Annotated in this window: 21 protein-coding genes; 14 read left to right on the top strand and 7 right to left on the bottom strand. The window is 34.9% G+C overall.

Annotated elements, in window-relative coordinates; all coding sequences use genetic code 11:
* The first annotated feature begins 12 nt into the window (after nt 1-12).
* From ACZ2G0_RS02755 to ACZ2G0_RS02705, 11 genes are all read left to right on the top strand, one after another.
* Complete coding sequence (locus tag ACZ2G0_RS02755) at nt 13-1,170, top strand: homogentisate 1,2-dioxygenase (RefSeq protein ID WP_470308899.1); 1,158 nt, start codon at nt 13-15, stop codon at nt 1,168-1,170.
* Between the two features lie 173 nt (nt 1,171-1,343).
* Nucleotides 1,344-2,504 (top strand): 4-hydroxyphenylpyruvate dioxygenase, encoded by a 1,161-nt coding sequence (gene hppD, locus ACZ2G0_RS02750; RefSeq protein WP_300288487.1) that lies wholly within the window; start codon nt 1,344-1,346, stop codon nt 2,502-2,504.
* A 290-nt stretch (nt 2,505-2,794) separates the two neighbouring features.
* Nucleotides 2,795-3,565 carry a DUF3108 domain-containing protein gene (locus tag ACZ2G0_RS02745; protein ID WP_470308898.1) on the top strand — a complete coding sequence of 257 codons (771 nt, stop codon included), beginning with the start codon at nt 2,795-2,797 and terminating at the stop codon, nt 3,563-3,565.
* Nucleotides 3,565-4,494, top strand: coding sequence for a tryptophan 2,3-dioxygenase family protein (locus ACZ2G0_RS02740; RefSeq protein ID WP_470308897.1), 930 nt, complete (start codon nt 3,565-3,567; stop codon nt 4,492-4,494). The genes ACZ2G0_RS02745 and ACZ2G0_RS02740 overlap by 1 nt, the downstream gene beginning before the upstream one ends.
* A 34-nt stretch (nt 4,495-4,528) precedes the next feature.
* Nucleotides 4,529-5,761 (top strand): peptidoglycan DD-metalloendopeptidase family protein, encoded by a 1,233-nt coding sequence (locus ACZ2G0_RS02735; protein ID WP_470308896.1) that lies wholly within the window; start codon nt 4,529-4,531, stop codon nt 5,759-5,761.
* Nucleotides 5,762-5,949: 188 nt separating this feature from the next.
* Entirely contained in the window at nt 5,950-7,593 is a 1,644-nt protein-coding gene (pgi, locus tag ACZ2G0_RS02730; RefSeq protein WP_470308895.1) for a glucose-6-phosphate isomerase, read from the top strand.
* Nucleotides 7,594-8,179: 586 nt separating this feature from the next.
* Complete coding sequence (locus ACZ2G0_RS02725; RefSeq protein WP_470308894.1) at nt 8,180-10,906, top strand: TonB-dependent receptor; 2,727 nt, start codon at nt 8,180-8,182, stop codon at nt 10,904-10,906.
* Nucleotides 10,907-11,382: 476 nt separating this feature from the next.
* Entirely contained in the window at nt 11,383-14,730 is a 3,348-nt protein-coding gene (locus ACZ2G0_RS02720; protein WP_470308893.1) for a TonB-dependent receptor, read from the top strand.
* A gap of 45 nt (nt 14,731-14,775) precedes the next feature.
* Nucleotides 14,776-15,801 carry a fasciclin domain-containing protein gene (locus ACZ2G0_RS02715; protein WP_470308892.1) on the top strand — a complete coding sequence of 342 codons (1,026 nt, stop codon included), beginning with the start codon at nt 14,776-14,778 and terminating at the stop codon, nt 15,799-15,801.
* 119 nt (nt 15,802-15,920) lie between these two features.
* On the top strand, nt 15,921-16,343 hold the full coding sequence (locus ACZ2G0_RS02710) for a hypothetical protein (RefSeq protein WP_470308891.1): 423 nt from the start codon (nt 15,921-15,923) through the stop codon (nt 16,341-16,343).
* 83 nt (nt 16,344-16,426) lie between these two features.
* Nucleotides 16,427-16,912 (top strand): septal ring lytic transglycosylase RlpA family protein, encoded by a 486-nt coding sequence (locus ACZ2G0_RS02705; RefSeq protein ID WP_470308890.1) that lies wholly within the window; start codon nt 16,427-16,429, stop codon nt 16,910-16,912.
* On the opposite strand, the gene ACZ2G0_RS02700 is transcribed toward ACZ2G0_RS02705, so the two are convergent.
* Nucleotides 16,913-17,383, bottom strand: a complete 471-nt coding sequence (locus ACZ2G0_RS02700; RefSeq protein ID WP_470308889.1) for a CYTH domain-containing protein — start codon at nt 17,381-17,383, stop codon at nt 16,913-16,915.
* Between the two features lie 156 nt (nt 17,384-17,539).
* Between ACZ2G0_RS02700 and dinB the strand changes: the two genes are divergently transcribed.
* Together dinB and ACZ2G0_RS02690 are read left to right on the top strand one after the other, a co-directional pair.
* On the top strand, nt 17,540-18,625 hold the full coding sequence (gene dinB / locus ACZ2G0_RS02695; RefSeq protein ID WP_470308888.1) for a DNA polymerase IV: 1,086 nt from the start codon (nt 17,540-17,542) through the stop codon (nt 18,623-18,625).
* Nucleotides 18,626-18,714: 89 nt separating this feature from the next.
* A complete protein-coding gene (locus ACZ2G0_RS02690; RefSeq protein WP_470308887.1) occupies nt 18,715-19,227 on the top strand; it encodes a PAS domain-containing protein in 513 nt (170 codons plus the stop codon).
* 70 nt (nt 19,228-19,297) lie between these two features.
* Here ACZ2G0_RS02690 and ACZ2G0_RS02685 read toward each other — a convergent pair whose 3' ends face one another.
* From ACZ2G0_RS02685 to ACZ2G0_RS02660, 6 genes are all read right to left on the bottom strand, one after another.
* Nucleotides 19,298-20,065: a Bax inhibitor-1/YccA family protein gene (locus ACZ2G0_RS02685; protein ID WP_470308886.1), complete on the bottom strand. Its 768-nt coding sequence runs from the start codon at nt 20,063-20,065 to the stop codon at nt 19,298-19,300.
* Between the two features lie 108 nt (nt 20,066-20,173).
* Nucleotides 20,174-21,607, bottom strand: coding sequence for a pyruvate kinase (pyk, locus tag ACZ2G0_RS02680; protein WP_470308885.1), 1,434 nt, complete (start codon nt 21,605-21,607; stop codon nt 20,174-20,176).
* Nucleotides 21,608-21,612: 5 nt separating this feature from the next.
* Complete coding sequence (locus ACZ2G0_RS02675; RefSeq protein WP_470308884.1) at nt 21,613-22,101, bottom strand: IPExxxVDY family protein; 489 nt, start codon at nt 22,099-22,101, stop codon at nt 21,613-21,615.
* A 114-nt stretch (nt 22,102-22,215) separates the two neighbouring features.
* Nucleotides 22,216-22,956, bottom strand: coding sequence for a ribonuclease III (gene rnc / locus ACZ2G0_RS02670; RefSeq protein ID WP_470308883.1), 741 nt, complete (start codon nt 22,954-22,956; stop codon nt 22,216-22,218).
* 4 nt (nt 22,957-22,960) lie between these two features.
* Nucleotides 22,961-24,214, bottom strand: coding sequence for a beta-ketoacyl-ACP synthase II (gene fabF / locus ACZ2G0_RS02665; RefSeq protein ID WP_470308882.1), 1,254 nt, complete (start codon nt 24,212-24,214; stop codon nt 22,961-22,963).
* 178 nt (nt 24,215-24,392) lie between these two features.
* A complete protein-coding gene (locus tag ACZ2G0_RS02660) occupies nt 24,393-24,629 on the bottom strand; it encodes an acyl carrier protein (protein ID WP_007137004.1) in 237 nt (78 codons plus the stop codon).
* Between the two features lie 176 nt (nt 24,630-24,805).
* Between ACZ2G0_RS02660 and purN the strand changes: the two genes are divergently transcribed.
* Nucleotides 24,806-25,363 carry a phosphoribosylglycinamide formyltransferase gene (gene purN, locus ACZ2G0_RS02655; RefSeq protein WP_470308881.1) on the top strand — a complete coding sequence of 186 codons (558 nt, stop codon included), beginning with the start codon at nt 24,806-24,808 and terminating at the stop codon, nt 25,361-25,363.
* Nucleotides 25,364-25,388: the final 25 nt, after the last annotated feature.

The following is a 25,388-nucleotide window of genomic DNA, read 5'->3' as shown; positions in this document are numbered from 1 at the left end:
ACAAAAAAAAACATGCCATTATATCATAAACTAGGGACATTCCCTCAAAAAAGACATACACAGTTTGAAAAGCCCAATGGGGGTTTTTACTACGAACAACTGTTTGGTACTGAAGGTTTCCACGGACATGCCTCGCTATCGTACCACGTTCATAGACCCACTCAGGTCAAAGAAATTTTAAATTCCTATTCAGTCGAGCCTAAAATAGCTATTGGTAAAAACATCAAGTCTTTGTTATTAAAAGGATTTGAATTAAAACCAGCCGACGATTTCCTGGAAAGTCGCAAACCCATGTTAGTCAATAAAGACTGTACAATAGGACTTGCAGCACCACGAAAATCACTAACCGAATATTTTTATAAAAATGCCGATGCTGATGAAATGATTTTCATTCACAAAGGAAAAGGGAAATTGCGTACCATGCTAGGGAATATTCCTTTCGAGTACGGAGATTACCTGATTATTCCACGCGGAATCATTTACCAAATTCAGTTTGATACTGAGGATAATCGCTTATTTTACGTCGAGTCGTTTGCACCTTTTTATACTCCAAAACGCTATAAAAATGAGTCGGGACAGCATTTAGAACATTCCCCTTTTTGCGAACGCGATTTTATTTTACCTACAGAGTTAGAAACACATGACGAAAAAGGAGACTTTCTAATCAAAATCAAAAAAGAAGGCATGATGCATGAAGTAGTTTATGCCACGCATCCTTTTGACGTGATTGGTTGGGATGGCTATAATTTCCCCTACGGATTTAGCATTCACAATTTCGAACCAATAACAGGGCGCGTACACCAACCGCCACCGGTGCATCAAACATTTGAAACGGCGACTTTTGTTGTTTGTTCGTTTGTGCCAAGGTTGTACGACTACCACCCAAAATCAGTTCCTGCGCCGTATAATCACAGTAATATTGACAGCGACGAAGTGTTGTATTATGTCGATGGTGATTTTATGAGCCGCAACAATATCGAGCAAGGACACATCACTTTACACCCAAAAGGAATTCCACACGGACCAGCACCAGGAGCAATGGAACGCAGTATAGGTCACACAGGTACTGAGGAATTGGCTGTTATGGTCGATACCTTCCGCCCGCTAATGGTTACTGAGGAAGCCATGGGATTGGACGATGGGCAGTACTATAAATCTTGGGTGGAGTAATTTCCTTCTGAGCGAATTTGCAGTGGGAGCTATTTCCCGCTGTTCGCTATATCTTTATGTTTTTAAAGAAAAAACATAAAGGATGCCGCTACCATCAGGGCTAAAAATCAAATTTCAAAAAATCAATTCGGTTGCAACGATTAAACGATGCAACGATTAAACAAATAAATATCATGGCAAAAGAAGTAAAATCAGTAGAATACGGATTAGAAAAAATATTTGAAGGAGCACAAGATTTCCTTCCGTTATTAGGAACAGACTACGTAGAATTCTACGTAGGAAACGCAAAACAGTCCGCTCATTATTACAAAACGGCTTTTGGTTACCAATCTTTGGCGTATGCCGGATTAGAAACAGGAGTAAAGGACAGAACATCCTATGTATTGAAGCAAGATAAAATTCGTATTGTTTTAACCACACCCTTAACGCAAGATTCTCCAATTCACGAACATCTTAAAAAACACGGTGACGGAGTTAAAGTAGCCGCTTTATGGGTTGAAGATGCAACATCAGCGTACGAAGAGACTATGAAACGTGGCGCACGCTCGTTCATGGAACCAACAGTTGAGAAAGACGAACACGGCGAAGTAGTTCGTTCTGGAATCTATACCTATGGAGAAACAGTACATATTTTTGTAGAGCGTAAAAACTACAATGGAATCTTTTTACCGGGTTATAAAGAGTGGAAATCTGATTACAATCCTGAAGCAACAGGTTTAAAATACATAGACCACATGGTTGGAAATGTAGGTTGGAACGAGATGAATACTTGGGTAAAGTTCTATGAAGAGGTTATGGGGTTTGTAAACTTCCTGTCTTTTGATGACAAGCAAATCACGACGGAGTATTCTGCCTTGATGAGTAAAGTAATGTCTAACGGAAACGGAAGAATTAAATTCCCAATCAACGAGCCAGCCGAAGGAAAGAAAAAATCACAAATCGAAGAATATTTAGACTTTTACGGAGGTCCAGGAATACAACACATCGCTATTGCTACAGATGACATTATAAAAACCGTAAGTCAGTTAAGAGCAAGAGGTGTGGAGTTTTTATCAGCACCGCCACATACCTACTACCAAGCTATTCCAGAACGATTGGGAGCGCACATGGGTATGATGAAAGAAGATATTAACGAAATAGAAAAATTAGCCATCATGGTAGATGCTGATGAAGATGGGTATTTATTGCAAATATTCACTAAACCAGTACAAGATAGACCAACCTTATTTTTTGAAATAATCCAAAGAATGGGTGCTAAAGGCTTTGGTGCCGGTAATTTTAAAGCTCTTTTTGAATCTATTGAGAGAGAACAGGAATTGCGAGGAACGCTATAAAAGACGCTTTTTTTTACATTATGTGAAAAAATAACCATTCAATTAGTTCGGAATTTATCAATGATTTGTTAAACTTTTTTTTTAGTTTTTAAATCTTGATTTGTTAGCTACCTTTGCACTCGCAAAATGGAAGGGGTGGTTTCCTTCCGATTTGATATAAATTTCATAATTTATAGTTTTTTGGTTAGTTAATAGCATAAAAACTCAGTCATTATTTGACTGAGTTTTTTTGTTTTAATATATTTGGAACAAAATTTGCAACTTCCATCAATAAATAGAAAAAGTAAGTTATGAAAAAGATAATACTGTTCTTGTTATTGATAGTAACCGTTAGTTTTGACTCTCAAAATGATGATGCATACGACACAGGTGAGTGGTTTAAATTTAGAATCCATTATGGCTTTGTAAATGCAGGCTATGCCACCCTTGAAGTTAAGGATGCGGTTGTAAATAATAAAAAAGCTTTTCACGTTATTGGTAAAGGATACACTACGGGTATGTCTCGTTTTTTCTTTAAAGTAGATGATCTCTATGAAAGTTATATCGAGAAAGAATCAGGGAACCCAGCTCAATTTGTCCGAAAAATAAATGAAGGTGGTTATACTAAAAATCAAGAAGGTTTTTTTAACCAGTCAGCTAATAAGATTGTAGTAAAGGATTATAAAAACAACTCTGAGAAAGCATTCGTTATCCCTAAAGACACCCAAGATATTTTATCGGCATTTTATTACCTCAGGAATTATCCTACCATCGATAAAATTAATCCTGGAGAGTCTATTGTCATCGATATGTTTTTTGATGATGAAACCACAAAATTTAAGTTAAAGTTTATAGGTAGAGAGAATATTACAACTAAATTTGGAGTTGTATCTGCTATGGTATTCCGACCACTAGTGCAATCAGGTCGTGTTTTTAAAGAGCAAGAGAGTTTAACCGTTTGGGTTTCAGATGATGACAATAGGTTGCCTATTCGAATCAAAGCAGAGCTGGCAGTTGGATCGATCAAAGCAGATTTAGATGGCTTTAAAGGATTGAAACATCCGTTTAAAATAAAAAAATAATGAACATTACCGAAAATGGAGCGGCTATTTTAAAAGAAATAGAACAAAAATACGAGGCAATAAACCAAAAAACGGACACACAGTTAGAAGGGTTGCTTTGGTCCAAACCAATCACGTATTGGGACTATATCCAAACTGACGCCCTCTTGAGTTTACAAACCCAAAGAACGACCTTACCTGACGAAATGGTTTTTATCATGTACCATCAGGTTAATGAGTTGATTTTTAAAATGATTCTTTGGGAAATCAATCAAATTTCACACGCTGCAGAATTAAAAGCGGATTTTTTTACCGAAAGGTTAATGCGCATTAGTCGCTATTTCGATATGCTTACCACCTCCTTTAGTATTATGGAGAACGGCATGGAAGTAGAGCAGTACATGAAATTTAGGAATACTTTGACGCCCGCAAGTGGTTTTCAAAGTGCGCAATACAGACTAATTGAGTTTTGTTGTACTGATTTAATCAATCTAATTGATCACCGTTTTAGAGCCACCATCGATCGAACTACTCCATACGAACATGCTTTCGAACACCTATATTGGCAAGCAGCGGGCAAAGATTATACGACAGGAAAAAAATCCTATTTGCTAGCGCAATTTGAGCTAAAATACAAAGACCTTTTTTTGCGACATATGAAGGAGTACAATACAATTAATATTTGGCAAAAATTCAAGCAGCTCCCGCTTAATGAGCAACAAAATGAATCCTTGCGTACTGCTATGCGTCATTTAGATCATACCATCAATATAACTTGGGTCATGCAACATCTAAACGTTGCTTTTAAATATATAGATCAAAGTGGTATGGGCGATGGCGAGGCAACTGGCGGTAGTGATTGGAAAAAATACATGCATCCTAAATACCAACGACGTATTTTTTTTCCTGACCTATGGACTGAGGAAGAACTGGCAAATTGGGGAAAATAAAACAAAGTAAAATTCGAAAAAAAACAGCTAAGGTTTGAAACAATTATTTATAATCATCATTATCTTTTTTACTATAGTATCTTGTAATAAATCTAAAGAGGATTCTGAAAAAAAGGTTGCAGTAAAAGCGGTTAAAAAAATAGCTAAGGACTCTGATTTTGGTTTTAATTTCACCAATTTTAATGTGGTTCAAGATACTATTCAAAACGGAGATACCTTTGGTACTATAATCAGCAAACAAAATATTGGCGACAAAAGAGTATACGATATTGTCGAGCAAATAAAGGATACTTTTAATGTACGATCAATCCGCCCAAACAAGGCGTTTACCATGTTGCGCTCTAAGGATAAAAAAAACAAATTACAGTATTTGATTTATCAACCCAATTCTTTGAGTTATTATGTAATTGATTTTAGAGACTCGGTTGCAACCGCTCACGCAAAAGTACGTCCGGTAACTATTCGACGCCGAATGATTGGTGGTGTTTTAAAAGGATCTTTGTCTGAAACTCTTGTGAATGCGGGTGTTCAAGCTGCTTTGGCAAGTAAGATGACTAAAGTGTATTCCTGGTCCATTGACTTTTTTAAACTAAAAAAAGGAGACCGTTTTGGTCTTGTTTTTACGGAGCGTTATATAAATGACTCTATCTATGATGGGGTTGAGGATTTGGAAGCTTCCTTTTTTGAATACAAAGGTAAAATCATCTACGCTTTTCCTTTTTCTAAAAATCCTTCATCAGGAAAAGTAGAGTATTATGATGAAGAAGGGAAAACACTTAAAAACTTCTTTCTCAAAACACCTATTAAGTTTAGTAGAATAACCTCTCGATTTACCATGCAGCGTTTTCATCCCGTACAACACAGATGGAAAGCACATAAAGGAACTGATTATGCAGCGCCAACAGGAACTCCTATAACCACTACAGCTTCAGGAGTCGTAGAAAGAACAGGCTACACTGCTGGAAACGGGAATTATGTTAAGGTAAAACACAATGGCACCTACTCAACTCAGTACCTTCATATGTCTAAAATTTTAGTGCGTCAAGGACAACGTGTGAATCAAGGGGATGTAATTGGTAGAGTAGGAAGTACAGGATTAGCAACAGGGCCACATGTTTGCTATCGTTTTTGGAAAAATGGTGTTCAAGTAGATGCACTGCGGTTAAATTTACCTACGGGTGAGGCGATGCAAGGAAAAGACAAACAGCGATTTTTAACAGCAACAGCTCCTTTAAAAAGAGAGCTTGACAGCATAGGGAATTTGTAAATCCTCCCGATCAGCTAATTAGTTTAATACGATCTTCAATAAAGGAGTTACTGCTTATAAAGTAGTAACTCCTTTTTATTTTGCAGCAAATAAATCTCCACATAGTATATCTACACAATCCATTTAACATTTAAAAGTAATTTGAGTATTTTTGTGACGAACAAAACTAAAACAAAGAATTAGAAATAATGAGTTTAAATACAAACAATCCAACAGCGACTATTGCCTGGAAAAAATTAGAAGAACATTTCGCTTCAATGAAAAATGCATCTATGCAAGAAATGTTTAGTAATGACACAAATAGGACGGACAACTTTAATTTAAAATGGAATGATTTTTTAATAGATTATTCTAAAAATATAATAAGTCAAGAAACGATTGCTATTTTAGTTGAACTAGCAAACGAAATGGGACTAGAAGCAGCTATTAAAGACTATTTTGAAGGTGGGATAATTAACCAAACCGAAAATAGAGCAGTGCTTCATACGGCCTTAAGAGCGAAAGCCGATGCGGTGATAGCTGTAAATGGTCAAAACGTTATTCCTGAAATCTATGCTGTGAAAGAAAAGATGAAAGCATTTTCATCAGCAATTATTTCAGGAAGTAAAAAAGGATACACAGGCAAGCCCTTTACGGATGTTGTAAATATTGGTATTGGTGGATCCGATTTAGGGCCAGCAATGGCAGTAGAAGCTTTGCAGTATTATAGTAACCATTTACAAGTACATTTTGTATCCAATGTTGATGGTGACCATGTAAATGAAGTAATTAAAAAATTAGATCCAGAGACGACATTATTCGTGATTGTATCTAAAACATTTACAACCCAAGAAACCTTAAGCAATTCAGAGACCATCAAAAAATGGTTTTTACAAACGGCAACGCAGCAAGATATTGCTAATCATTTTGTTGCTGTTTCTACTAATATCGAAAAAGTAACTGCTTTTGGAATTGATCCTTCAACTATTTTCCCAATGTGGGATTGGGTAGGCGGACGATTTTCTCTTTGGAGCGCCGTAGGTCTTACCATCAGCTTAGCGGTTGGCTATGACAAGTTCGAAGAGTTGTTAGCTGGTGCAAATGAAATGGATGAACATTTCAAAGCGACTGATTTTGATAAAAATATGCCTGTTATATTGGCTTTATTAAGTGTTTGGTATAATAATTTCTTTGGAGCCGAAAGCGAAGCCTTGATACCATATACACAGTACTTGCAAAAATTAGCTCCCTATTTGCAACAAGGAACTATGGAGAGCAACGGGAAAAGCGTTGGTCGAGATGGAAAACCTGTAAATTATGAAACCGGAACTATTATTTGGGGAGAACCTGGAACTAATGCGCAGCATGCCTTTTTTCAATTGATTCATCAAGGAACTAAGTTGATTCCTACTGATTTCATTGGGTTTGTTAAGCCACTACATGGCAACATAGAACAGCACAATAAGCTTATGTCTAACTTTTTTGCTCAAACCGAAGCACTTTTGCATGGTAAATCAGAAGAGAAAGTAGCAGCGGAATTTGAAAAGCAAGGGGTAGATGCTCAAAAGGCGAAGCAACTGCTACCTTTTAAAGTTTTTTCGGGAAACAAACCAACAAATACCATTTTGATCGACAAGTTAACTCCAAGTGCTTTAGGATCCTTAATTGCTTTATACGAACACAAGATTTTTGTTCAAGGAATTATTTGGAACATTTTTAGCTTTGATCAATGGGGAGTGGAGCTAGGCAAGCAATTGGCTAATTCAATTTTAGATGAAATAGATTCTAAAGAGATCAATCAGCACGATAGTTCTACCTCATTTCTTTTAGAGTATTATTTGAATAAAAAATAAATCCATTACTGAAAGTTAGAAAAACCCCTTTTTTACTTTCTTAATTATTTCAGAATAAGCCCTTGCTGTAAAGCAAGGGCTTATTTTTTACAACACTGTTTTATCCCTAACCCAATGCTCAATTTTAATGGATAATTAATCAAAGAAGCGAACTGTTTTTTCGATCGCTACAATAGTCAATTTGTAAGAAGTTTGTGTTTTAAAAAATGGATCTTTTTTAGGTAATTAGGGGTTGTTTTAGGCTCTTTTTCCATCCATTAAAACCGTTCTTTTTGCTGACAATAATAGCTTAAAATGTCCCGTTTATGTCAAAAAAGACGTTTTTTGTAAAAGATCAGCTTCTTGCTTGATCATAGATTGGTTAGGAGGTCACTTTTTGGAGATTCTGATTTTTTTTGTATTTATTAATAAAAATTAACATTTAGCAGTAAAAACGGCTGATAATATGCTTTTTTTTAAGGAAATATTATTAATTATTCAAAATTCGATTCTAGGAGCGTGAGGGTTTCTTAACATTGCCTTAACATCCTTGGTCGATATTGTTATAATTTTGGCAAAAAACAATAAAAAACAAAAAATGAAGACAATGAAAAATTGGTTATTCTCTGGAGTACTTTTTTTAATGGTTGCAACAGTATTTTCGCAAGGGAAAATTGTAGGAACTATTAGCGACGGACAAGGATCATTACCAGGTGCTAATGTTGCCATCAAAGGAGCGAAAATTAACGTTTCGACCGATATTGACGGTAAGTTCTCTATCAACACAGTAGGTGAAGCAGGAGAATTAGTTATTTCTTACATTGGTTTTGTATCCAAAACAGTAAGATTTACAGTAGCAAAAGGAACTACAAAAAATGTAGGTACCATTATTCTAGCCTCAAATTCAAATGAATTAGATGAAATCGTTGTAACAACGAGTATCATGGATTATGCTAAAGATAGGAAAACACCTGTTGCTGTCTCAACTATAAAAGCAGCTGAAATTGTAGAGAAGTTAGGTTCTCAGGAATTTCCTGAAATCTTAGCCAATACACCTTCTGTTTACGTTACCAAGCAAGGTGGTGGTTTTGGGGATGCGAGAATTAACATTCGTGGTTTTGACCAAAGAAATGTTGCTGTAATGATCAACGGTGTACCTGTAAATGATATGGAAAACGGTTCTGTTTACTGGAGCAACTGGGCTGGACTTTCGGATGTAACCTCTGCTATGCAAGTACAAAGAGGTTTAGGGTCTTCGAAATTAGCGATATCATCTGTAGGGGGAACAATAAATGTAATTACTAGAACTTCTGATATGAAAGAAGGTGGTAATGTTTCAACAACATCGGGTAACGATGATTACTTTAAAGCACAGGCATCTTATTCGACAGGTTTAATGGATAACGGCTTATCGGCATCGGTATTATTGAGCTCTACAACAGGAAGTGGGTATGTTGACGGAACAAAATTTGAGGGGAAAAATTATTTTATTGCATTTGGTTATAAACCAAATGAGAAACATGATTTTCAATTTACGTTTACTGGAGCTCCGCAATGGCATCACCAAAGAAGTTTTGCTAATCCATTATCGGATTATTTAAAATACGGTTCAGATGGAAAGCCGAATACCAAATATAATTCAGGTTGGGGTTATAGAAATGGAGAAGAGTATTCTTTCGCAAGAAACTTCTATCACAAGCCAGTAGCTTCTATTAATTGGGATTTTAAAATCAATGATAAAACCACTTTGACATCTGTAGTTTACGGTTCATGGGGACGTGGTGGTGGAACTGGAAATGTTGGTAAGAATCCATATTCTTCTGCTTATAAAACGGCTGATGGATTACTTCCTATTGATGAGTTTATTAAATATAATACCGGGCAACCTAATACTATAGGAACCCCATTAACTGCAAATTCTGATGGTAATTTTATTGCAAACAGTGGAGATGGTTTCATCAGAAGGTCTGGCGTAAACTCTCACAACTGGTACGGAGCGGTAATTAATTTAAATAACAAACTAACAGAAGAGTTAACACTTGATTTTGGTGTTGATGCTAGAACTTATACAGGATTTCATTTTAGAAATCTTAGTGATTTGTTAGGTGCTGATGGATATCTTGATACTAGGGATATTAATAATCCAAGTAGAACTTTGTTTCAAACGTATTCTTCTAGTCCAAGTTTGAATCCTTTTACAAATGTAAAAGATCAAGAAAAAATTGTTTTTAACAACACAGGATATGTAAACTGGATAGGAGCTTTTACACAGTTAGAGTATTCAAAAGACAATCTTTCTGTTTTCTTCCAAGGAGCAGTTTCTCAACAAGGGTATAAAAGAGAAGACCCATTTACTTATTTGAAATCAGATCCATTGTATAAAACTGGATTCGAAAATAGATTGGGTGGTAATATTAAAGGAGGAGCTAATTACAATATTGATGAGCAAAACAATGTTTTTGTTAATTCAGGATTTTATTCAAAACAACCTTTCTTTAATGCAGTTTACCCAAACAATGCTTCCATTGTAGCTGAGAACTTAGTTAATGAAAAAGTATTAGGTTTTGAAGCGGGTTACGGTTTTCGTTCTTCTAAATTTACAGCTAATTTAAATGTGTACTATACGTCATGGAAAGATCAAAATTTAAGAAGATCAGATCGTTCAGCTGATAATGTTGGTGGGTATTTTGATTTTGTGGGAATTACTGAAATTCACTCAGGTGTAGAACTAGAGATGACGGCAAAACCATTGCCTAAATTAAGTTTAAATGCTATGATTTCAGTTGGTGATTGGAAGTATAAAGGAAATGCATTAAGTAATAAATACGATCAAGATAATAATCCTGTAGCAGGTGGATCTGATCAAGTATTGTACCTTGATAAAGTGAATGTAGGTGATGCAGCGCAAACTACTGCTAGTTTAGGAGCTAAATATGAAGTTTTTGAAAGATTTAATGTAGATGCTAATTATAGAGTAGCGAATAGATTGTTTGCTGCGATTTCGCCAGACGCTTTTGGATCAGCGAATAATAATGGAGCATTACAATTGCCTTCTTATGGTTTAATGGATGCGGGTATCTCATACAAGATATTAGTAGGTAATTCTTCAAAAAATTCAGTAAGCTTTAGATTCAATATGAATAATGTTTTAGATGAAACATATATTTCTGATTCAACAACTAACCGATTTGTAACTGATAATATCGATTCAAGAGACCCATCAAAAGGGACTTATGCTTCAAATAATATGGTTTATGACGGTATAGCAACTGGAAATCAAGTATACTTCGGTTTTGGTAGAACTTGGAACTTTAGTGTTCGTTATAATTTTTAAACAAGTGGTAGTGGTGAAGGATAGGGCATTATGATCGAGAAGTAATTAAAGTGCTACTTAATATAATGATTCATTACCAAAGGTTGATTTCAGTCTTCCTATTAATAGAAGAAAAAAAGCAGATGACTCGTCATCTGCTTTTTTTGTTTGTAGCATTATTGACGGATCTTTTGTTTCGATGATCTTACATCTACTTACTCCATTGGTACTAAATCTTTGAAAAACAAGCTAGTCCGGGATCAAATAAGCGCTGTTAAAATTTAACAAATTTATTATATGGTCAAAATCATTATTTTTTAACATAATTTATGAATAATTTTGATATAATCTCTAAGAATGACTTATTTAATCCCCAAAATGGGAAACTATGTTAAAATAGACAAATTCAATTGTTTTTCTTAACAAAGAATTAACATTGAATTGCTAAAAATGTTAGATTTTTGCCAAAAATTTTTTAAACTAAACTAAACACAGAAATGAAAAGAATTATTTTTATTTTGATTACGTTTTTATCCGTTGTAGGTCATGCTCAGGTTACGAGTTCTGCAATGTCTGGAACTGTCAAATCGAGTACAGGTGAATTTTTGCCTGGAGCTACGGTAGAAGTTCTTCACAAGCCTACGGGAACGAAGTATTATTCTACAACTGATGGCAAAGGTAACTATGCTGTTCAGGGTCTTAGACCAGGTGGGCCTTACACGGTTAAGGTAACTTATGTAGGATTTCAAACTACTGAAATTACAGAAATCAATGCTCCTCTTGGAAGTAATTTGTCTGTGAATGTAGTTGTAAAAGAAGAAGCAAATACTTTGAAAGAGGTTGTTGTGGTTTCTACAAAATCTAATGGAGCGTTCAATAAAGGTAAAACAGGTGCTTCTCAACAGTTTTCGAATAGAGAATTGACGGCTATTCCTATTACTGGAGCACGTTCTATAAACTCAATCACTAAATACAATGCTAATGCAGGTGGTGGTGGTTCTTTTGGTGGTCAAGATTCAAGATTAAACAACTTTACAATTGATGGTTCTGTGTTTAATAATGGTTTTGGATTAGGTTCAGATGCGCAAGCAGGAGGACGTACAGGTTCAACAGCTATATCTCTAGATGCAATCGAACAATTACAAATCAGTATTGCTCCTTTTGATGTGCGTCAATCAGGATTTACTGGTACAGGTATCAACGGTGTTACTAGAAGTGGTACAAACGAAGTTGAAGGTTCTCTTTATACTTCAATGAGAAGTAACAAAAAAGAATTCATTGGAACTAAAGCAGGTCAAACAGTTATTGCGCCAGCTACTTTCGAAGAAAAAATATACGGTGGTAGAATAGGATTTCCAATCATCAAAAACAAAGTGTTTTTCTTTGGAAATATTGAATCAGTAGATAACACAAGCCCTGCTACAACATGGACCTCTACAGGTTCACCTACACCAAGTGGTCAGGTTTCAGCACCTACATTCCAACAAATGCAAGATCTTTCTACTTTTATGCAAGATAAGTTTGGATATACAACAGGTCCATGGGAAAATTATGATGCTAAAAAACTTTCTAAAAAGTACCTTGGTAAAATAGATTGGAACATTAATGATAATAACAAATTATCGATTCGTTACGTTCACCATGATTCATCTTCTGATGAGATAATTTCTAATTCAAATTCATTAGGATTTGGAAACAGAAGAGCAAACGTAAACTCAATGTCATACAAAAACAGTGGGTATACAATCCTTGATAATACAAGATCGATTGTATTGCAATTAGATAGTAAATTATCTAATTCATGGAGTAATAACTTTATTGCAGGTTATGACAAGCAAATCGAAGATAGAGGTTTACAAGGTGGTGGATTATTCCCTACTATTGATATTAAAAATGGTCAGCCTAACGCTTCTGGTCCTGGATTTACAACAGGTAACTTGAACTTTATTTCAGTTGGTTTAGATCCTTTTACACAAGGAAATAAATTAAGCTATTCGACATTACACTTTACAGATAATGTTACTAAAACTATTGGTAACCATACTTTGGTTTTTGGTGCAAATTATGAGCATTTTGAATCTAGTAACTTATTCTTCTCAGGTTCTAATGGGGTGTTTATCTTTAACTCATTACAAGAGTTTTATAATGCTGCTAATGAGTCTATAGCATTAAATGGTGCGCCATCAGTAACTAATTTACCGGTTAGATCGCAATTTAGATATTCTGCTTTGCCAGGTGCTGTTGAGCCATTACAAGAATTAAAATCAGATAAAATTGACCTTTATTTTCAAGATGAGTTCAAGGTCAATGATAATTTAAAAATTACTTACGGTTTAAGAGGTTCTAGAATTTCATTCGTAGATACTGCTTTGGAGAACCCAGTAGTAAATGGATTGACTTTTGCTAATGGGCAAAAATTTAACACAGGTGATATGCCAAATACACAGTATCTTTTTGAGCCAAGATTTGGTTTCAATTTAGATGTTGCTGGTGACGGAAAAACAATCGTTAGAGGGGGTTCAGGTATATTCTCTGGAAGACCACCATTAGTATTTTTATCTAACGCAATTGGTAACAACGGAGTTTTAACAGGGTTTATTGATGCATCTGATGCTGACTCTGGTTTAGGACGATACGGATTTACATCTGACCCAAACAAGTATTTTACTCCTTCTACGCCTACGTTACCATCAACAATTGATTTAGCGGTTACGGATAAAAACTATAAGTTTCCACAAACTTGGAAAACAACAATCGCTTTAGATCAAAAACTTCCATTTGGATTCACAGGTACAATTGAAGGGATTTTCAGTAAGAACATCAATGAAACAGCTTACTCAAATGCCAATTTTGAAAATCCAGTAGGGACAATTAATGGACCGGATAACAGACCTTATTTTGGTGCAAGTGCAAACATTACACGTATCAATAATAATGTGATTAACAACATCTTGTTAACTAATACTGACCAAGGTTATTTTTACTCTACTACATTTAAATTAGAGTACCCATACAAAAAAGGATTATGGGGTTCATTTGCTTACACGCATTCACAAGCTAATGACTTATTGTCTCCAGGATCAACTGCTTCAGGAAGCTGGACAGGTGTACGTTCAGTTAACGGAAATAACGATCAAAAATTAAGTTTGTCAAACAACAATACACCACACAGAATGGTAGGTATCGTTGGGTATAAAATCACTTATGGTGATAAAACCGGAGCAGCAACATCAATTAACTTAGGGTATATTGGTGAGCAAGGAAGTTCATTTACCTATGTTTATGGTGGTGATTTAAATGGTGACCTAATCAATGGTAACGATTTATTATTTGTACCTATGAAAGCTAGTGATCTTCGTTTTGTTCCAATTTCACAAAACTTTGGTGGTTCATCAATCGTATTGTATACTGAAGCACAACAGCAAGAAGCTTTTGATAAGTTTATTGACCAAGATCCTTACCTTTCTACAAAAAGAGGTCAGTATGTGGATAGAAACCAAAATCTATTACCAATGTTACACAGAGTGGATTTATCGGTTACTCAAGATTTTTTCCTTAAAATTGGTGGAAAAAAGAACAGTTTTCAATTTAGAGCTGATATCTTAAACTTCACAAATTTACTTAACCGTTCTTGGGGAATTTCACAAAGAGCAACTGCTGCAAGTATTTTAAATGTATCACAAGCACCAAGTAGTTCTAACAACTTTATCCCAGGATATACTTTAGCATATCAAACAGACAATGCAGGAGTAAGAACTTTGGTTAAGGACAGTGTTCAGAAAAATGCTTCAACATTTGATGTTTGGCAAGCGCAATTCACACTTAGATATACTTTCGGAAATTAATTAGTATTAAAAATAAAAAGTTCAAAAAACATAAAATAAAACGTCATGAAAATAAAAAATCAAATTCTGTCTTTCATTGCAATCTTAGCTGTTGCTCTTACGACTTTTTCTTGTACAAGTGATTCTCCAAAAGAGGTTACTCCTTTGAAATCAATTATAGCAATCGCTCAAGCTGATCCTGCTAACTTTAGTATATTGGTAGATGCATTGAAAAAAACAAGTCTAGATGCTTCTTTAGGGAATGCAGGTTCTTATACTGTTTTTGCTCCAACTAATGCTGCTTTTACTGCAGCAGGTATTACAAGTGCTTCAATTGCTTTGATGACTCCTGCTCAAGTTGCTGATTTGAAAGTAACTTTACAAAACCACGTAATTGGTGTTGGTACAAGAGCTAATGATTTATTAACTGCAGGTTATACAAAAACTTTTGGGTTTTTACGTGCTACTTCTACGGCTACATCAGGGGCTAACTTAAGTGTTTTTGCTAACACAGTTGGTGGAAATGTATTATTAAACGGAGGTACTGCTAATGGTGGTGCTAAAGTTGTAACAGCTGATATTCAAGCTAGCAACGGTATTTTACACGTTATTGATGGTGTTTTGAAATTGCCTACAATTGTAGACCATATCAAAGCTAATCCAAGTTTGTCTTCATTATTAGGAGTGGTTACAAGTTCTGCACAGGCTGGTGTTTTAACTGATTTAACTGCTGCTACAGGTTCTGTTCCGGTTACCGTATATGCTCCTAACAATGACGCATTTACCGCTGCATCTACATACTTAACAGGAAGGACTGATGCTCAAGTAACTAATATCTTGAGATATCATTTAGAAAAGAGCAATAGATTGTCAAGTTCAGCGACTTCATTCACTTCATCTTCTGCAACTGCTGATGTTTCAGTGACTACATTGTATAAAGCTCCTGCAGACACTAAATTTACAATCTTGTTGGGTACAGTTAAAATCAAAGATGTAGTTGGTACAACAAATGCAAATATTAAAATAACAAATATTCAAGGAACCAACGGTGTAGTTCAAGTAATTGATAAGGTTTTGCAACCTTTCTTATAAGTTTCTAATTACCGCATTATAGAATAATTCTATATTATAAAACCGCTCTAGCTTTTAAGTTAGAGTGGTTTTTTTTTGATCCTTTTTTGTTTATATTTGTTATTCAAAAAACAAATTCTATGTACCAATTTATTCAAAAATTCCATTCAGGATGGGCTTATATCGCTTTACTTTTATTACTAGTTGCAGTAGTTAATGCCTTAATCGGACTAGTATCTAAAAAAGAGTTTACTGCTAAAGATCGTAAGATTGCCCTTTTTGGTTTAATAGGGATGCACATACAGCTCTTAGTTGGAATCATTTTATATTTTGTATCTCCTCTTGGTCTTGCTTCATTTGGACGAATGGCGGACAAGGCATTACGTTTAACATCGTTAGAGCACCCTTTAATAAATGTTATTGCTATCGCACTTATTACTATTGGTTGGTCAAAACATAAAAAAATAGAAGCAAGTAGTAGTAAATTTAAAACTTTCTCTATTTTTTACGGATTGGGATTAGTGCTTATTTTAAGTAGAATACCTTGGTCCATGTGGTTATAAAAACTTTTTAAAAGTCCTTATTGAGGACTTTTTTTATCGAGGTATGGTTTTTGTTTCTATTAAGTCAAACTAATACGTTATTAATGAAAAAATCAATTACATTACTATTATTGTTTTTTGCTTTTACTATGGTTGCCATTCGATCCAATGGATTTGTAGACAAACCAAAAGTTGGGATTCAAAGAGATACACTCAAGAGAAATAAACAAGGAATGGTGCTACAAGAGACCAGCAAGGACTCCGTATTGCAGGAAATTGGAAAGTTCAAATTCTATAAAAAAAATGCACACGCTTCCTATTATGCTGATAAGTTTCATGGTAAGCGAACGGCTAGTGGAGCCATATTCGATAAAAATAAGTTAACCGCTGCTCATAAAAAATTACCTTTTGGAACAAAAGTAAAGGTTACAAACGAGGCTAATGGTAAATTTGTTGTCGTTGAAATTACGGATAGAGGTCCCTTTGTGAGGTCCCGCGAAATTGATCTTTCAAAAAAAGCATTTATGGATATTGTTAGTAATAAAGGCGCGGGTTATATGTTGGTTACTATTGAAGTTTTAGTTAAATAACTAGAACCATTCTTTAAAAGGATGTAGACTCAAATGCGAGTTGTAGTATCTTTTATCGTTGGTCACTTCTTCAGCAAGCCAATCGGGTTTAGCAAAAGTTTCTTGTTCGTTTGATAGCTCAATTTCGGCTATGACTAATCCTTCGTTGTCGTCATAAAACTCATCTACCTCGTAGGTGTGCGTTCCAATTTTTATTTCAAATCTTGTTTTACTGATTATTCCTTTTTCGCATAAAAGTAGGAGTTGCTCCGCCTCTTCCAATGGGATTTCTTTTTCCCATTCATAGCGTGAAAGTCCACTTTCATTAGATTTCCCTTTAATAGTTATATAGCCCTGATCTCCTTTTATCCTAACACGTACGGTGCGTTCAGGATTAGAGCTTAGGTAGCCTTGCACGATTACTTTCTGGCTTTGTGCTTCTTGTTTATAGGCGTCAGATTTGACTAAAAATTTTCTTTCTATTTCGATCATTTTTTAAAATTTGGTTTCCTACCAAGACTTTTTATTTCTTTTCATCGAAGTAAATCGGTTGCAAGGAAGTAGGTAACGTTTGATAGGGATATCAAATGTATCAAATATTTTTGGGTAGGTTACTAAATTAAAATAAAAGCGCTGTAAATTTGTACTATGCAGGATCGGTCTCTTATTCGGAAAATAATTCATATTGATATGGATGCTTTCTATGCATCTGTAGAGCAATTAGATAATCCTGAATTACTAGGTAAGCCTATTGCCGTTGGTGGTTCTGAGAATCGCGGTGTAGTTGCTGCTGCCAGTTATGAAGCAAGAAAATATGGTGTGCGTTCTGCTTTAAGTGGTGCATTAGCTAAAAAATATTGTCCTCAAATAATTTTTGTGAAACCTCGTTTTGATCGGTACAAAGAAATATCTACTAAAATCCATGCTATTTTTAAAGAGTATACAGATTTGATAGAACCTTTGTCACTTGATGAAGCGTACTTAGATGTTACCGTAAATAAAAAAGGAAATTCGAGTGCAAGCTTACTAGCCCAAGAAATTAGGAATCGTATTTTTAATGAGGTTGGTTTGACCGCCTCTGCTGGAATTTCGGTCAATAAATTTGTTGCTAAGATTGCAAGTGACATCAACAAACCAAATGGTCAGAAGACGGTTAATCCTGATGAAGTCCTTTCTTTTTTAGAAACTTTACCCATTAAAAAGTTCTATGGTGTGGGAAAGGTAACTACTGATAAGATGTATCAATTGGGTATTTTTAATGGAATTGATCTAAAGAGTAAATCAGTGGAGTTTTTGGAAAAGCATTTTGGGAAGGCGGGTGCTTTTTATTATGATGTGGTAAGAGGTATACACAACAGCGAAGTGAAGTCCAATAGAATTACTAAATCAGTAGCTGCCGAGCATACTTTTGATAGTAATTTGTCCTCAGAGATTTTTATGTTGGAACATTTAGAATCCATTGCGGCTGAATTAGAACGACGTTTGCGAAAGCATGCTATTTCAGGTAAAACTATAACACTAAAAATTAAATACAGTGACTTTTCACAACAAACGCGGAGTAAAACGGTTCCGTATTTTATTGCTGATAAAGGCTTGATTTTAGAAGTTGTTAAAGAGTTACTGTTCCAAGAGCGAATGAAGGACTCAGTAAGATTACTTGGAATTTCGTTAAGTAACCTCAATACCGAGCGTAAAAAGGCAGTTGTTTCCGTCCAATTGCGATTTGATTTTTAATTTTGAAGTCGTTGAACAAGCGTTAAACTTGTCAAGAAGTTATTGTTGTTTTGATTTTAAACTTACATTTGATAAAAATAGTTGAAAAAATGAGCTTTTGTCAGTACGAAGATGCAGTTGTTAAATATTATGACACTCTTGATATAAAGGGAATGCCAGTACATGCTTGGCCTTTTCATTTTGAATTTTTAAATAGTTTAAAGGCTGTTTATGATGATGTGAATAAATTGTTTCAACTTTCTGTTGCATACAAATGGAGTCAGAAAGAATGGGATTTTGAAAGCAAATTAAAAGAAGAAGTGGTCATTGTCACTGATGCTAAATTGAGGATCGTATTTGCCTCTAAGAATATTGTTCAAATGAATGGTTACAGTAGAGAAGAGGTACTTGGACAAAGCCCAAAAATGTTTCATGGAGAGGAAACAGATTTACAAGTGTCAAACGAAATTAGGCTTGCCATTCAAAACAAGCAGGCATTTGAAAAAAAGGTTTTAAATTACAAGAAGAATGGCGAGACTTATCAATGTCTGATAAAAGGCTATCCCGTTTTTAATAGTAAAGGAGATGTCTCTCATTTTATAGCTTTTGAAAAAGTAGCCTAACTAAAAATATAAAATGCCCTTTCTAATTGTAGAAAGGGCATTTTTTTTTGGATTGAATTTCTTGAAAGAATTAATCTTTACTAGATAATTTAGATAATAATCTTAGGAACTCGATATACAACCATACTAGAGTAATCATTAAACCCATAGCGCCAAACCATTCCATGAACTTTGGCATTTTTTGTTCAACGCCCTTTTCAATACGATCAAAGTCTAAAAACAAGTTTAGAGCTGCAATAATAATTACAAAAACGCTGATACCAATACTCATCATGGAATTACCATAATGCACGGGCTGGAAGCTTGTAAACATGGAAACAACCCATGAAATCAAATAGTAGGTTGCAATAGCTAGGGTGGCAGCCACAACAACTGATTTGAATTGTTCTGTTACTTTTACGATCTTGAATTTATATAAACCCAAACATACAGCAAAGGTGACAAAAGTCGCTCCCACAGCTTGGATTACTATTCCAGGGTATCTCGCTTCGAAAATAGCCGAAATTCCTCCTATAAACAGCCCTTCAAACAAGGCGTATCCAGGGGCTAAGTAGGGTGAGTACTGCGGTTTAAATGCTGCTATTACTACAAGTATTAATCCTATTATGGCACCGCCTATCGCAGGTACAATTGGATTGTAGCCATTAAATGCCATCCACCAAATCACTATTGCTGAAGCAGTAAGTAATAAGAATAGTAATAAAGTTTTATTGATTGTTCCCGCTAGTGTCATCTCGTCGTTATAGTCAATAACGGTTGCGCGATGCACTTGGTCTGCTTTTGAAGTAGCAGAAAAAGATTTGTTATTTAAAAAAGGATTTTTAGATTTAAATTCCATCGAAATATGATTTAGTTTTTATCAAAGATAATCGAAAATTAGCAAGCATAAAAAAACCGTCTCGTTAAAATTATGATAAGAGACGGTTTGTTTTTATTGTAAAAAGAATTATTCTATTTCAGATACTCGCATGGTGTTGACCATTCCTTTCTCAGTAATAGGCATTGAGGCCAAATTGATGATGTAATCACCAGTGTCAACATGTCCTTTTTCTTTTGCGATTTCATTAATATCAGTAACCGTTCTATCCGTACTTTCGTCTTTGTCGTAGAAATAAGATTTTACTCCCCAAAGCAAACTAAGTTGCGTTAGTATTCTTCTATTGGATGTAAATACAAGAATGTGTGCTGTTGATGGTCTCCATGCAGACAATTGAAAAGCAGTATAACCACTGTTTGTCATTGTAGAAATAGCTTTGGCTTCGATAGCGTTAGCCATAACAGCTGCATGACGACAAATAGTTTTAGTAATAAAACGCTTTGTTTTTATTTGTGGTGTATTTTGTGGTACTTGAATTAATGGAGAGTTTTCTACAGCTTCAATAATTTGAGTCATTTTTTGAATAACTTGAACCGGATAGTTTCCTGCTGCTGTTTCTCCAGAAAGCATTACCGCATCGGCTCCATCCATTACAGAATTGGCTACGTCGTTAACCTCTGCTCTAGTAGGAGTTAAACTTGTAATCATTGTTTCCATCATTTGAGTGGCAACGATAACAGGAATTCTAGCCATTTTAGCTTTACGAATCAATTCTTTTTGAACTAAAGGTACTTCGTGAGCTGGTAATTCTACCCCAAGATCTCCACGAGCTACCATTAAGGCATCGCAATAAGCGACGATCTTGTCCATGTTCTCTAATGCTTCAGGCATTTCGATTTTGGCAACAATCGGAATTTTATATTCGGCATGCTCGGCAATTAAGTCTTGAAGGTCTTTTAAATCTTGTGGTGTTTTCACAAATGATAAAGCGATCCAGTCTACTTTTTGTCCTATAGCAAAAATAGCATCAGCAATATCTTTTTCGGTCATTGCAGGTAGTGATATTTTTGTGTTTGGTAAATTAACCCCTTTCTTAGATTTTAATTCACCTCCTTGGATAACTTTTGCAACCACCTCTGTGTTTTTATCTGTAGAAACGATTTCAAAAATAAGTTTTCCATCATCCAATAAGATACGCTCGCCAGGATTTACATCATTTGGGAAGTTTTGATATTTCATGAAAACTTTTTCAGCTGTACCAATGATGTCTTCGGCTGTAGTAAAAGTTATTAGGTCACCGTCATTAACTACGACACCTTCATTCATTACTCCAACACGTAGCTTTGGCCCTTGTAAATCGGCTAATATTGCAGTTGTGTATCCAAATTCAGCATTCAGATCTCTGATGATGTTTATTTTTTCCTTTACACCTTCGTAATCAGCATGCGAAAAGTTAATTCTAAATACATTTACACCAGCATCAATCATGTCTTTAATGATTGCTTTAGTACTACATGCAGGTCCAAGTGTTGCTACAATTTTAGTTTTTTTGTTTGTACTCATATGTTTTAAAAAATTAAATTGTTTTTTGATTTTATTTTATTGGTATCCACGCTGTATACGGTAGATACACTTTCAATTTCAGTAAGATGCTTTTTTATATTTAATGCGTTCATACAATCTTGTGTATTCTCGATTTTTAAAAAATAGTCTGCTTTTTTAAATTCAGGAAGTAAGTACACTTTTGTTGAAATTTCCATTGAAATTTCCGAAAATAAATTTTGAGCGCTACCCTGGTTTTGTTTCAGGACCTCTGATTTATTTTTGATTAAATTCCAAGAAACAGCATTTTCGTTATCATAGTAGTAAAAACGGGAAAAATTAGTTTCTCCTTCTTTTACACTAATCTGTACTTCGTCTTTACTTTTGCTCAAGTTGACAGGAAGTCGCTGGTTGATGTAGTAGGCTAATCTATAATCTTCTAATGAAGTATGAATCGCAATTAGATAATAATCTATTTCGTCAAAATCACCAAGATCAAGTTTATGAGTTGCCATTTCATGATAAAATAAGTCGTAAAGATAGTGCATCTATTGAAGTAATAATGCACATATTCTTGTTGTTTTGATAAAATTACTAACGAAAACGTTATAGTTTTCAGTAATTTAGCATTATTTTTTATCCATTTTTTCTTGAAATGCAAAATAAGCTCTTTGGGATGCTTTTTCCTCTGCTTTCTTTTTTGAGGTTGCTCTAGCTTTGGCAATTACTTTGTCTTCGATGCTTAATTTTACACCAAAAAGACGTTGCCCATCAATAGCGTTGTCATCAAAAATGTCATAATGAAATGATTTTTTCTCTTTTTGACACCATTCGATAACCAGACTTTTGTAACTAATTACTTTTCCTTCTAATCTAGAAATATCTACGTAGGGAAGGATAACCTTTTTTTGAATAAAGTTTTCGCAATAGGTGTAGCCTCTATCTAGATAAATAGCTCCGATTAAGGATTCGAAGATATTACCATGAATGTTTTCGCCAAAATGATTGACTGGGACTTTGCTTTCTATGAACTGAATTAATTTATAATCCTTTCCAAGTTCGTTTAAATGTTCTCTACTTACAATTTTTGAGCGCATTTTGGTTAGATAGCCTTCATCACCATTGGGTGATTTATTGTATAAATGTGCTGCGATGACAGCGCTTAGCATTGCGTCTCCTAAAAACTCTAAACGTTCATAGTTCATTGGAGTGCCATCTAAACTGAATTTATTTGAAGAGCGATGAGTAAATGCCTTCCTGTAAAAATTTAGATCTAAGGGCGCAAATCCAAGTATTTTTTCCATCGCATTAAAAAAAATCCCGTCCTCTTGAGAACGGGATTTCTTAAATATTTTTTTGATGATATTCATTAAACTACAAATCTAATTTTTTTACTAGCACACAAGCATTGTGTCCACCAAATCCAAAAGTATTACTCATCACTACATTCATTTCTCTTTTTTGAGCAACGTTGAAAGTGAAGTTTAATTTAGAGTCTATTCCCTCGTCATCAGTAAAGTGATTGATGGTTGGAGGTACGATACCATGTTGCATAGACAAGATAGTTGATATTGTTTCAACAGCTCCTGCGGCTCCTAGCAAGTGGCCTGTCATTGATTTAGTAGAATTGAGGTTCATGCTATAAGCATGTTCTCCAAATACATGTTCGATTGCTTTTGATTCAGCTAAATCTCCCAGTGGAGTTGATGTCCCGTGCATGTTCACTCCATCTACATCTGTTGGTTTTAAACCGGCATCTCTTAGACAGTTTAGCATTACATTTTTAGCACCTAAACCTTCAGGATGTGGCGCTGTAATATGGTGTGCATCTGCAGACATTCCGCCTCCGCCAATTTCGCAATAGATTTTTGCTCCACGGGCAACTGCGTGTTCGTATTCTTCTAATACTAATGCGCCGGCACCTTCTCCTAAAACAAATCCGTCACGGTCTTTGTCCATCGGTCTTGATGCTGTTTTTGGATCATCATTTCTAGTCGATAGCGCATGCATGGCATTAAATCCACCCATTCCAGCTATCGTAACTGCAGCCTCTGATCCACCTGTAACCATAACATCAGCATGACCCAAACGTATATAGTTAAAAGCATCAATCATAGCGTTTGTAGAAGAAGCACAAGCAGAAACTGTTGTGAAATTAGGTCCTCTAAATCCGTATTTTATTGATATATGTCCACCAGCAATATCAGCGATCATTTTTGGGATAAAAAATGGGTTGAAACGTGGTGTTCCATCACCAGCAGCAAAATTAAGGACTTCGATTTGAAAAGTTTCTAAACCTCCAATTCCAGAACCCCAAATAACTCCTGCGCGATCTTTGTCAATTTTGTCAAAGTTAAAATTGGCGTCTTTTATAGCTTCATCACTAGAAACCATCGCATACTGTGCGTATCGATCCATTTTTCTAGCTTCTTTTCGATCAATAAAATCCTCTACATTAAAGTTTTTCAACTCACATGCAAATTGTGTTTTAAATTTGGAAGCGTCAAAATAAGTAATGGGAGCAGCTCCGCTTACTCCGTTTACAAGAGCGTTCCAGTATTCTTGAATATTATTTCCTATAGGAGTAAGAGCACCTAAACCTGTAACAACAACGCGCTTTAATACCATATCTAATCTATATTTTTATCTTAAAACAAATAAAACCCACGCTTTCTTTACTGTATTATTACAAAAAAGCAGTGGGTAGTACATTGTAAATATCTTTTTGATTGAATTTCAATCTCGAATCCATAATTTTAAAAAATAACAACACCCGCATACGGTTAAGCATGCGGGTGTATGTGTATTATTTTTTAGCTTCCTCGATGTAAGAAATAGCTTGACCAACAGTAGCAATGTTTTCTGCTTGATCATCTGGAATTTGGATATCAAATTCTTTTTCGAACTCCATGATAAGCTCAACAGTGTCTAATGAGTCAGCTCCTAAATCATTAGTGAAGCTTGCTTCTGTTACAACTTCGTTTTCGTCAACGCCTAATTTGTCTACGATAATCGCTTTTACTCTTGATGCAATGTCTGACATAATCTTTAATTTTAGAATTTAATTTGTTGGCAAAAATAAAAAACTTTATTTTAAAACAACCAATAAGTTAATAAATGTGACAACTAAATTATAAAATATATTTTAACAAAGACTTTGTATTGCTATTTATTTTCAAATATTATTCCGTTTTTTGCTTAACATTAAGTGGGTTTATCATGAAAAAAATTGTCGTTTTTGCGTCGGGTTCGGGGACTAATGCTGAAAATATTATAAAGTACTTTACTGAGAGACGTACTGCTACCGTAGTAATGGTTTTGACCAATAATCCTTTGGCACTTGCTATTGAGAAAGCTGAAAAATTAGGTGTTGAAACCGTAATTTTTTCAAAATCGGAACTAATTGAAGGTAAAATACTGAAAATAATTAATGAAATTCAGCCAGACTTGATCGTTTTAGCTGGTTTTTTACTTAAGTTTCCGCAATCTATACTACAAGGATATCCGAATAAAGTGATCAATATACATCCCGCATTATTGCCTAAATACGGTGGAAAAGGGATGTACGGGATGCATGTGCATCAAGCCGTTGTTGCAAATAAAGAAAAAGAGACCGGAATCACCGTTCATTATGTAAACGAGCAGTATGATGAAGGAGCTATAATAGCTCAAAAAAAGGTAGTTGTATTAGGAACTGATACTGCAGAAGTTGTTGCGGCTAAAATTCATGATTTAGAACAACGCTTTTTTCCGGAAATAGTAGCAAGTCTTGTATAGCAAGTTGAATTTACATCATAATTAG

It is taken from the genome of Flavobacterium sp. KKT103 (assembly GCF_055640565.1).
This window is presented reverse-complemented; position numbering and strand designations above follow the sequence as displayed.

Bases quoted from the DNA above. Each gene is read 5' to 3' on its own strand.
- ACZ2G0_RS02755 (WP_470308899.1), top strand. From the start codon at position 13: ATGCCATTATATCATAAACTAGGGACATTCCCTCAAAAAAGACATACA.
- hppD (WP_300288487.1), top strand. From the start codon at position 1,344: ATGGCAAAAGAAGTAAAATCAGTAGAATACGGATTAGAAAAAATATTT.
- ACZ2G0_RS02745 (WP_470308898.1), top strand. From the start codon at position 2,795: ATGAAAAAGATAATACTGTTCTTGTTATTGATAGTAACCGTTAGTTTT.
- ACZ2G0_RS02740 (WP_470308897.1), top strand. From the start codon at position 3,565: ATGAACATTACCGAAAATGGAGCGGCTATTTTAAAAGAAATAGAACAA.
- pgi (WP_470308895.1), top strand. From the start codon at position 5,950: ATGAGTTTAAATACAAACAATCCAACAGCGACTATTGCCTGGAAAAAA.
- ACZ2G0_RS02725 (WP_470308894.1), top strand. From the start codon at position 8,180: ATGAAAAATTGGTTATTCTCTGGAGTACTTTTTTTAATGGTTGCAACA.
- ACZ2G0_RS02720 (WP_470308893.1), top strand. From the start codon at position 11,383: ATGAAAAGAATTATTTTTATTTTGATTACGTTTTTATCCGTTGTAGGT.
- ACZ2G0_RS02715 (WP_470308892.1), top strand. From the start codon at position 14,776: ATGAAAATAAAAAATCAAATTCTGTCTTTCATTGCAATCTTAGCTGTT.
- ACZ2G0_RS02710 (WP_470308891.1), top strand. From the start codon at position 15,921: ATGTACCAATTTATTCAAAAATTCCATTCAGGATGGGCTTATATCGCT.
- ACZ2G0_RS02705 (WP_470308890.1), top strand. From the start codon at position 16,427: ATGAAAAAATCAATTACATTACTATTATTGTTTTTTGCTTTTACTATG.
- ACZ2G0_RS02700 (WP_470308889.1), bottom strand. From the start codon at position 17,383: ATGATCGAAATAGAAAGAAAATTTTTAGTCAAATCTGACGCCTATAAA.
- dinB (WP_470308888.1), top strand. From the start codon at position 17,540: ATGCAGGATCGGTCTCTTATTCGGAAAATAATTCATATTGATATGGAT.
- ACZ2G0_RS02690 (WP_470308887.1), top strand. From the start codon at position 18,715: ATGAGCTTTTGTCAGTACGAAGATGCAGTTGTTAAATATTATGACACT.
- ACZ2G0_RS02685 (WP_470308886.1), bottom strand. From the start codon at position 20,065: ATGGAATTTAAATCTAAAAATCCTTTTTTAAATAACAAATCTTTTTCT.
- pyk (WP_470308885.1), bottom strand. From the start codon at position 21,607: ATGAGTACAAACAAAAAAACTAAAATTGTAGCAACACTTGGACCTGCA.
- ACZ2G0_RS02675 (WP_470308884.1), bottom strand. From the start codon at position 22,101: ATGGCAACTCATAAACTTGATCTTGGTGATTTTGACGAAATAGATTAT.
- rnc (WP_470308883.1), bottom strand. From the start codon at position 22,956: ATGAATATCATCAAAAAAATATTTAAGAAATCCCGTTCTCAAGAGGAC.
- fabF (WP_470308882.1), bottom strand. From the start codon at position 24,214: ATGGTATTAAAGCGCGTTGTTGTTACAGGTTTAGGTGCTCTTACTCCT.
- ACZ2G0_RS02660 (WP_007137004.1), bottom strand. From the start codon at position 24,629: ATGTCAGACATTGCATCAAGAGTAAAAGCGATTATCGTAGACAAATTA.
- purN (WP_470308881.1), top strand. From the start codon at position 24,806: ATGAAAAAAATTGTCGTTTTTGCGTCGGGTTCGGGGACTAATGCTGAA.